Source organism: Virgibacillus sp. M23 (genome assembly GCF_034190895.1).
In the GTDB taxonomy this organism is placed as follows: domain Bacteria; phylum Bacillota; class Bacilli; order Bacillales; family Amphibacillaceae; genus Virgibacillus; species Virgibacillus salarius.
In genome coordinates, this window is record NZ_JAWDHA010000102.1 from 1 (window position 1) to 7,500 (window position 7,500).

General features: G+C 38.9%; 3 protein-coding genes, 12 tRNA genes and 1 pseudogene. 2 read left to right on the forward strand and 14 right to left on the reverse strand.

From position 1 onward, the window contains the following. Positions 1-288: 288 nt before the first annotated feature. The 4 genes from RVS70_RS21010 to RVS70_RS21025 all read right to left on the reverse strand — a co-directional run bounded on the left by RVS70_RS21010 (position 289) and on the right by RVS70_RS21025 (position 641). Positions 289-362 (reverse strand) — tRNA-Ile (locus RVS70_RS21010). A gap of 14 nt (positions 363-376) precedes the next feature. Further along, a tRNA-Gly gene (locus tag RVS70_RS21015) sits at positions 377-450 on the reverse strand. 30 nt (positions 451-480) lie between these two features. Further along, a tRNA-Pro gene (locus RVS70_RS21020) sits at positions 481-557 on the reverse strand. 7 nt (positions 558-564) lie between these two features. Then, a tRNA-Arg gene (locus RVS70_RS21025) sits at positions 565-641 on the reverse strand. Between the two features lie 899 nt (positions 642-1,540). On the opposite strand from RVS70_RS21025, the pseudogene RVS70_RS21030 reads away from it, so the two are divergent. Continuing rightward, positions 1,541-1,621: pseudogene (locus tag RVS70_RS21030) on the forward strand (hypothetical protein); the annotation flags it as partial. A 120-nt stretch (positions 1,622-1,741) separates the two neighbouring features. Here RVS70_RS21030 and RVS70_RS21035 read toward each other — a convergent pair. From RVS70_RS21035 to RVS70_RS21075, 9 genes are all read right to left on the reverse strand, one after another. Then, positions 1,742-1,825: transfer RNA gene (locus RVS70_RS21035), tRNA-Leu, on the reverse strand. 56 nt (positions 1,826-1,881) lie between these two features. Then, a tRNA-Leu gene (locus RVS70_RS21040) sits at positions 1,882-1,963 on the reverse strand. 14 nt (positions 1,964-1,977) lie between these two features. Then, a tRNA-Lys gene (locus RVS70_RS21045) sits at positions 1,978-2,050 on the reverse strand. Between the two features lie 26 nt (positions 2,051-2,076). After that, a tRNA-Gln gene (locus tag RVS70_RS21050) sits at positions 2,077-2,151 on the reverse strand. Between the two features lie 5 nt (positions 2,152-2,156). Beyond that, positions 2,157-2,233 (reverse strand) — tRNA-Asp (locus tag RVS70_RS21055). A 25-nt stretch (positions 2,234-2,258) separates the two neighbouring features. Further along, positions 2,259-2,330, reverse strand: a tRNA-Glu gene (locus tag RVS70_RS21060). A gap of 9 nt (positions 2,331-2,339) precedes the next feature. Further along, positions 2,340-2,430, reverse strand: a tRNA-Ser gene (locus RVS70_RS21065). Between the two features lie 3 nt (positions 2,431-2,433). Then, positions 2,434-2,508: transfer RNA gene (locus RVS70_RS21070), tRNA-Asn, on the reverse strand. Between the two features lie 179 nt (positions 2,509-2,687). Next, positions 2,688-3,137: a SprT family protein gene (locus RVS70_RS21075; protein ID WP_121604541.1), complete on the reverse strand. Its 450-nt coding sequence runs from the start codon at positions 3,135-3,137 to the stop codon at positions 2,688-2,690. A 211-nt stretch (positions 3,138-3,348) separates the two neighbouring features. On the opposite strand from RVS70_RS21075, the gene RVS70_RS21080 reads away from it, so the two are divergent. Continuing rightward, complete coding sequence (locus tag RVS70_RS21080; protein ID WP_321134709.1) at positions 3,349-4,812, forward strand: catalase; 1,464 nt, start codon at positions 3,349-3,351, stop codon at positions 4,810-4,812. Between the two features lie 237 nt (positions 4,813-5,049). Here RVS70_RS21080 and RVS70_RS21085 read toward each other — a convergent pair whose 3' ends face one another. Further along, positions 5,050-7,221: a Tex family protein gene (locus RVS70_RS21085; protein ID WP_166530331.1), complete on the reverse strand. Its 2,172-nt coding sequence runs from the start codon at positions 7,219-7,221 to the stop codon at positions 5,050-5,052. Positions 7,222-7,500: the final 279 nt, after the last annotated feature.

Sequence of the window (7,500 nt, forward strand, 5' to 3'; positions counted from 1 at the left end):
TCATAATTAACACCGTTAATTATGATGTCTTAGCTTACTCCAGAAGTTTCCTTCTGGTTATTTTTAAGAAAAAACAGTTGCATGTTTTTCTCTTGACATACTGGTTGTTTTGTTCAGTTTTCAAAGAGCAAATTAGTTTGCTGCTTTTCGCGACAGCAACTCTTTCATTATACCAGTTTGATCAACTCAAGTCAATAACTTTTTTCACTTAACTTTTTCGCTGTTCAAATTGGCGACTTTATTAATATATCATACCGACAATTTGTTTGTCAACACTTTTTTAAGTGATGGGCCTGAGTGGACTCGAACCACCGACCTCACGCTTATCAGGCGTGCGCTCTAACCAGCTGAGCTACAGGCCCCTAAAGGTAATGATTGGAGCGGGTGAAGGGAATCGAACCCTCGTCATCAGCTTGGAAGGCTGAGGTTTTACCATTAAACTACACCCGCGTTTATTAATATTTTAATATTTCGTGTCGATGGTCGGGAAGACAGGATTTGAACCTGCGACCCCATGGTCCCAAACCATGTGCTCTACCAAGCTGAGCTACTTCCCGGAAATTATGGCGCGCCCGAGAGGAGTCGAACCCCTAACCTCTTGATCCGTAGTCAAACGCTCTATCCAATTGAGCTACGGGCGCTTCTTAAAAGAATGTTCATTTTTATCATTTGTTTCAATTCACGATGACTGAATCACGCGAACAATTATAGATAATACACTAATATGGTTCTTATTTCAATACCTAAATTAAATTCTTTTAATTCTTATAATTATTTACCTTCATAGCTCATAGGTCATATCTGTAATGTTATGGATAAAACCAATTAAACCGAAAGCCAGAAGACGATTTTTATCATCTATTACTTCTATATTATAGTTAAATTGCAGGACGCAATTTTGAATCTGTGACTTTACTCTTTGAGTGCTTCTTAATTATTTATAGGCACAATTATATGTAACCGTCAATATGTTAGTTTCGTATTTATCTTTCCTGCATGATACATTTTTTAATTGCAAAAAATCATTGAATCGCATTATTCGCTTGTTAAAGCAGTATATTAATGGAAGAGTTAGGAGCATAACAACAAGAGCATAGCCATAGTCCAATTAGAACAAAACATCTACTCCAACAAAATATATGTTACCAATCAAATAAATCACTAAAATAAGTGACGACGATATAATATATTTTGTAATTAAAGAATATCGATTGTTTGTCAGCACTTTGACATGCTTTTTTCAGCGACATCTTCTCAATCGCAATAAGAATAAAATTGGAAATATCCAAGCTGCTGACGCCATTAAAAAGATCCTATTACTCAGGATCATAAATAATCCTCCTAATACGAATAAAAGAACACACTATATCTTTTCATTTTGATAGCCCCCTTCATATATTACTGTAAGTATAAGAGCAAACGACTACTACAACAGTGTAAATTCCGTAGAAGGGACACATAGAGCTTTGAAGGACAAATTGACGGATTACAGGAGAGAAACAATTCTAGAAAGAAGAAAAATTGTGAGTTACCTCTTTTTAAAACTACAATTGATGTGTATGGTCACCTATTTCCGAACAAACAACGAGAAACAGCAGATCGGCTAGACGACTTCTTTTAAGAAATGGTGAATTTATGGTGAATAAATCATAAAAAAACGCTCAAATCCTTAATGGAAATGAACGTATAAAAAAATACCAACCCTCTAAAAGTGTTGGTATGACTTGTTCTATGGATACGATGCGGTCGAGAGGACTTGAACCTCCACGGGTTATTCACCCACTAGGCCCTCAACCTAGCGCGTCTGCCATTCCGCCACGACCGCACATTTTGCAATAAATGACAGAAAATAAAAGACTGTGGATTAACACAGCAATTCAATGCGGGTGGAGGGAGTCGAACCCCCACGTCCGAAGACACTAGATCCTAAGTCTAGCGCGTCTGCCAGTTCCGCCACACCCGCAAAAATACAAATGATGAGCCATGGAGGATTCGAACCTCCGACCCTCTGATTAAAAGTCAGATGCTCTACCGACTGAGCTAATGGCTCATGTAAAAAAACGAAAAATAAAAAAATGGCTGGGCTACCAGGATTCGAACCTGGGGTACACGGGATCAAAACCCGATGCCTTACCGCTTGGCTATAGCCCAACATCTGGCGGTCCGGACGGGACTCGAACCCGCGACCTCCTGCGTGACAGGCAGGCATTCTAACCAACTGAACTACCGGACCCAGCCTATTTATTTTTAAAAAAAGATGACCCGTACGGGATTCGAACCCGTGTTACCGCCGTGAAAGGGCGGTGTCTTAACCACTTGACCAACGGGCCATTAAAAAATGGCGGAGAAGGAGGGATTTGAACCCTCGCGCCGCTTACACGGCCTACACCCTTAGCAGGGGCGCCTCTTCAGCCACTTGAGTACTTCTCCATATGGCTCCACAGGTAGGATTCGAACCTACGACCGATCGGTTAACAGCCGATAGCTCTACCACTGAGCTACTGTGGAATAAAGTGTGAATCAATCGCAACGAAAAATATAATACAATATTTCAGTGTAATTGTCAACATTTTTTCGTTAAAATCTATTCGAAAAATATGTAAGTTGAAGTGCTGTATGAGACAGCCTATTTAATTTATCATGGATGACATATTTCGTCAATGGGTTATAGCGATATTTTTTTGCTTTTATAGTAAATAAATTCTCCCTTTGCATTTTCCACATCTAAATTTAGCTGTGTTTACCCTCCTCATACGTTTAAACTCATCATTACAACTAGTACACTTATAGACATATTTATACTTTTTTTGTGAAGGAAGTGGCTTACAATGCCTTGGAGATCCGGTGATTTTCAAAAGTTGCTTAAACGCCTGATCACGATGCCTATATCCTCTTCCTTCTATATGTAAATGATAATGACATAACTCATGTTTAATAATCCCGATAAATTCTTCCATGTCACTTTCCTGCATGTACTTCGGATTCAATTCAATTAACTTCTTATTAGGAATATATCTTCCACCTGTTGTTCGTAAACGAAAATTAAAAGCTACGTCATGTAAAAAGGGTTTATGAAAATATGTTAAAGATAATTTATTGACCAAATTAAATAAATCCTGATCATCCAGCAGCTCCATTATACCTATCTCCTTATCAATAAGCGATGTTAATATTCTAATATATAAATATTAACTTTGTACAGAAATGGGTTACTTCCTATATTATATAAATAAATTAAACTTACTCGTTATTTAAAATTATTGTAAATAAATATTGATTTTTACTTGGATTATATTATAATATAGATGTAGATAGATAAATACTTAGTTTAAGAGAGGAGATTTAATATTGAGTAATAAAAGAAATACCTTAACTACTGCCGCTGGAGCTCCAGTTGGAGACAATCAAAACTCCATTACAGCTGGACATAATGGACCTACATTACTTCAAGATTTTCATTTACTAGAAAAACTTGCTCATTTTAATAGAGAACGTATCCCTGAACGCGTCGTACATGCAAAAGGTGCTGGTGCACACGGATACTTTGAAGTAACAAATGATGAAATTTCAAAATACACAAAAGCTGATTTCCTTAGCGAAGCCGGAAAGCGTACTGACATGTTTATCCGCTTCTCAACCGTTGCTGGTGAACTAGGCTCTGCAGACACAGTACGTGACCCACGTGGTTTTGCAGTTAAATTTTATACGGACGAAGGGAACTATGACTTAGTTGGAAATAACACACCAATTTTCTTCATTCGTGATGCAATTAAGTTCCCAGACTTCATTCATACGCAAAAACGTAACCCGCAGACGCACTTAAAGGATAAAGATATGGTTTGGGACTTCTGGTCATTATCACCAGAATCACTTCACCAAATTACGTACCTTCATAGTGATCGTGGCATCCCGGCTACGTTCCGTCACATGAATGGATATGGAAGCCATACCTTTAAATGGGTAAATGCAAAAGACGAAGCATTCTGGGTTAAATATCACTTTATAAGTGAACAAGGGGTCAAAAACTTAGATCCAGAGCTTGCTGACAAGATCGCTGGTGAAAATCCTGATTATCACACAGAAGATCTCTTTAATGCTATTGATCAAGGTGACTTCCCTGCTTGGAAGCTTTACGTACAAATTATGCCTTACGAAGACGCCAAGACTTACAAATGGGATCCATTTGATGTTACAAAAATCTGGTCGAAAAAAGACTATCCACGTATTGAAGTAGGTCGAATGGTACTAAACCGTAATCCTGAGAACTACTTTGCTGAGGTTGAGCAAGCTGCCTTCTCACCTGGTCAATTCGTACCTGGTATTGAAGCTTCTCCAGATAAAATGCTTCAAGGTCGTCTATTTGGTTATTCAGATGCACATCGTTATCGCTTAGGAGCAAACCATCATCAAATTCCCGTAAACCGTCCAAAAAATGAAGTAAATAATTATCAACGTGATGGTTTCATGAATGTAAGTGGTAATGGTGGTAGCAAGCCAAACTACGAACCAAACAGTGTAGATGGACCAACTGAGGATCAGGCAACCAAAATTAATCCGTTTGAGGTTTATGGCGAAGCTAATAGCGTTTCCTATGACAGTGATGATCATTATACACAGGCCGGTGATTTATATCGTTTAATGACTGCAGATGAAAAAGATCGCTTAATTAAAGCATTTGTTGATCACATGAAGCCTGTTACAAAAGAAGAAATTAAGCTACGTCAAATCGAACACTTCTATAAAGCAGATCCTGAATGGGGCGAGCGTATCGCTGAAGGACTTGGCCTTAAAGTTCCAGAAAGCGTAAAATAAACAACTATGGCGCAAGCTCCCGAATAGAAACGTAGCGACTGGAAAGATTCAACTTAGATAAAGGAAGCACGGTGAGTTTGCGAGCCGATGATGACTTAGCTTAGGGCGATTTGTGAGGTCGCTTCTGGGCGCCGGAGCAGGACGCGCTTAACACGCCCATATTTATCCAGCTGGCTAATTTATCATTTCCTAGACTAAAACAAAGACATGGTTCCTATTAGAGCCATGTCTTTTCAATTAATATTCTTTGTTCACCATTGATAAGGCGATTCTTCCTTTATTCATATCAATATCCTCGACCCAGACAGTTATTACATCGCCAACAGAAGCAATGTCCATTGGATGCTTCACGAATGAATTTGACATCTTAGAAATATGGACAAGTCCATCTTGCTTCACACCGATATCTACGAACACACCAAAATCAACTACATTTCTAACCGTACCCTGCATCTCCATTCCAGGCTTGATATCTTCCATTGTCATTACGTTTTGTTTTAACAATGGTTGCGGAAAATCATCACGAGGATCGCGCTCTGGTTTACTTAGTGCTTGTAAAATATCACTTAAGGTTGGTACTCCTATGCCCAGCTCTTCTGCAACCTCCCTGTTTTTAATTGTGCTAATGGCCTGGCGAAGTTTTTCTGAGCCTATATCGCTTAGATCACAGTCCAGCATTGTTAACAGCTTTTCTGTATGAGCGTAGCTTTCAGGATGTATAGGGGTTCTATCGAGTGGGTTATCCCCATCAACGATGCGTAGAAAACCAATCCCCTGTTCATACGTTTTTGCTCCTAAACGAGGAATTTTCTTTAGTTGCTTCCGATTCGTAAATTTCCCATCTTCCTCACGTTGCTTGACAATGTTGTTTGCCACCGTTTTACTTAGTCCCGATACATATTGTAGCAATGACGAGGAGGCTGTATTTACATTTACGCCTACCTGATTAACTGCAGTTTCTACAACAAATGATAATGATTCATTTAATGACTTCTGACTTACATCATGCTGGTATTGTCCAACCCCAATAGATTTCGGGTCAATTTTGACAAGTTCAGCTAGCGGATCTTGTATCCGTCGGGCAATCGACACCGCACTTCTCTCCTCGACTTGAAGATCAGGAAATTCCTCTCTTGCTAGTTTGGAAGCAGAATACACACTTGCACCAGCCTCATTAACGATAATATACGGCACATTTAGACTATTTTTTCCAATTACATCGGAAATAAATTGCTCTGTTTCTCGTGATGCTGTTCCATTACCAATTGCTATTAATTCAACATCGTATTTCTTCATTAGCTCTAGTACCTTTGCTTCCGCACCTAATTTATCATTCTTTGGTGCTGTTGGATAGATCACGCCAATACTATGTACTTTCCCCGTTTCATCGATGACAGCTAGTTTACAGCCTGTACGGAATGCCGGATCAACGCCAAGAACAGTCTTTCCTTTTAAAGGTGGCTGTAATAATAAATTCTTTAAGTTTTTGGAAAAGATATCTATTGCTTGCTGCTCAGCCTTTTCGGTTAAACTACTGCGAATTTCCCGCTCTACAGATGGTTGAATTAATCGCTTATAACTATCTTCAATTGCATGCACTAAAATATCTACTACTTGCTTAGATGCAGAACTTTTAATTACATGCTGTCGCAAGAACTCATGAATTCGCTCTGTAGGTGGCTTTATAGAGACTTTGATAACATCCTCTTTCTCTCCACGATTTAAAGCTAGAATTCGATGTGACACTAAGGAACGCACAGGTTCATGAAAATCATAGTACATTTCATAAACGTGCTTCTCGTCCTTTTCTGCATTTTTCTGCTCAGATTCAATGCTTCCTCGGTTATACGTAACTTGTCGCATAAATTCACGATAAGCTGGCTCTTCGGAAATCCACTCCGCAATAATATCATTTACCCCAGCTAGTACTTCTTCTATCGTTAGTAATTCATGATCTTCTGAAATATATTTCTTCGCTTCACTTTCTACTAATTCTATATCCTGCTTCCATACAAGTAATGCTAATGGTTCTAAACCTTTTTCTTTAGCAATCGTTGCCCTAGTACGTCGCTTTTGCTTATACGGTCGATATAAATCTTCCACTCGCTGTAGCTGTTTTGCTTCTGTAATAGCTTGTTTTAATTCATCTGTTAGTTTTCCCTGTTCTTCAATGCTTCGTAATACCTCTTGCTTCCGCTCCGAAAGATTGACAGCGTAATGCCATTTATCTTGAACCGCTTTAATCTGTACCTCATCTAAGCCACCAGTCACTTCTTTACGATAACGAGCAATAAAAGGAACCGTATTCCCTTCCTCTAATAAGGCAATTACTTTATTGACAACTTGTATATTGACTTTTGCTTCGTTAGCTACCCATTTGCTTAGATCTTGGTTTATTTCTTTTGCCACACGTTTTCCTCCTTTACCTTCCTATATATTTTACCAAAGAACAGAACGATTCCCAATGAATAAGCAACGTGTAAAGCGCCTAACAATGGGTTTCATTCACAATTTTTTACATAAGGAAAACGGAGCAAAATTCGCTCAGTCCTTATCACTACATGCTCAGATTTACGCTCCCTCTAGTAGCTATTATGGAATAATAGCTACTGCTTGACCACCACTCCGGCTGCCCACTTCCCTTTCCGTGGGGTTTGTCCTTCAGCTAACTTTTTTAGCAAAACCCGC

Bases quoted from the DNA above. Each gene is read 5' to 3' on its own strand.
- RVS70_RS21075 (WP_121604541.1), bottom strand. From the start codon at position 3,137: ATGGAGCTGCTGGATGATCAGGATTTATTTAATTTGGTCAATAAATTA.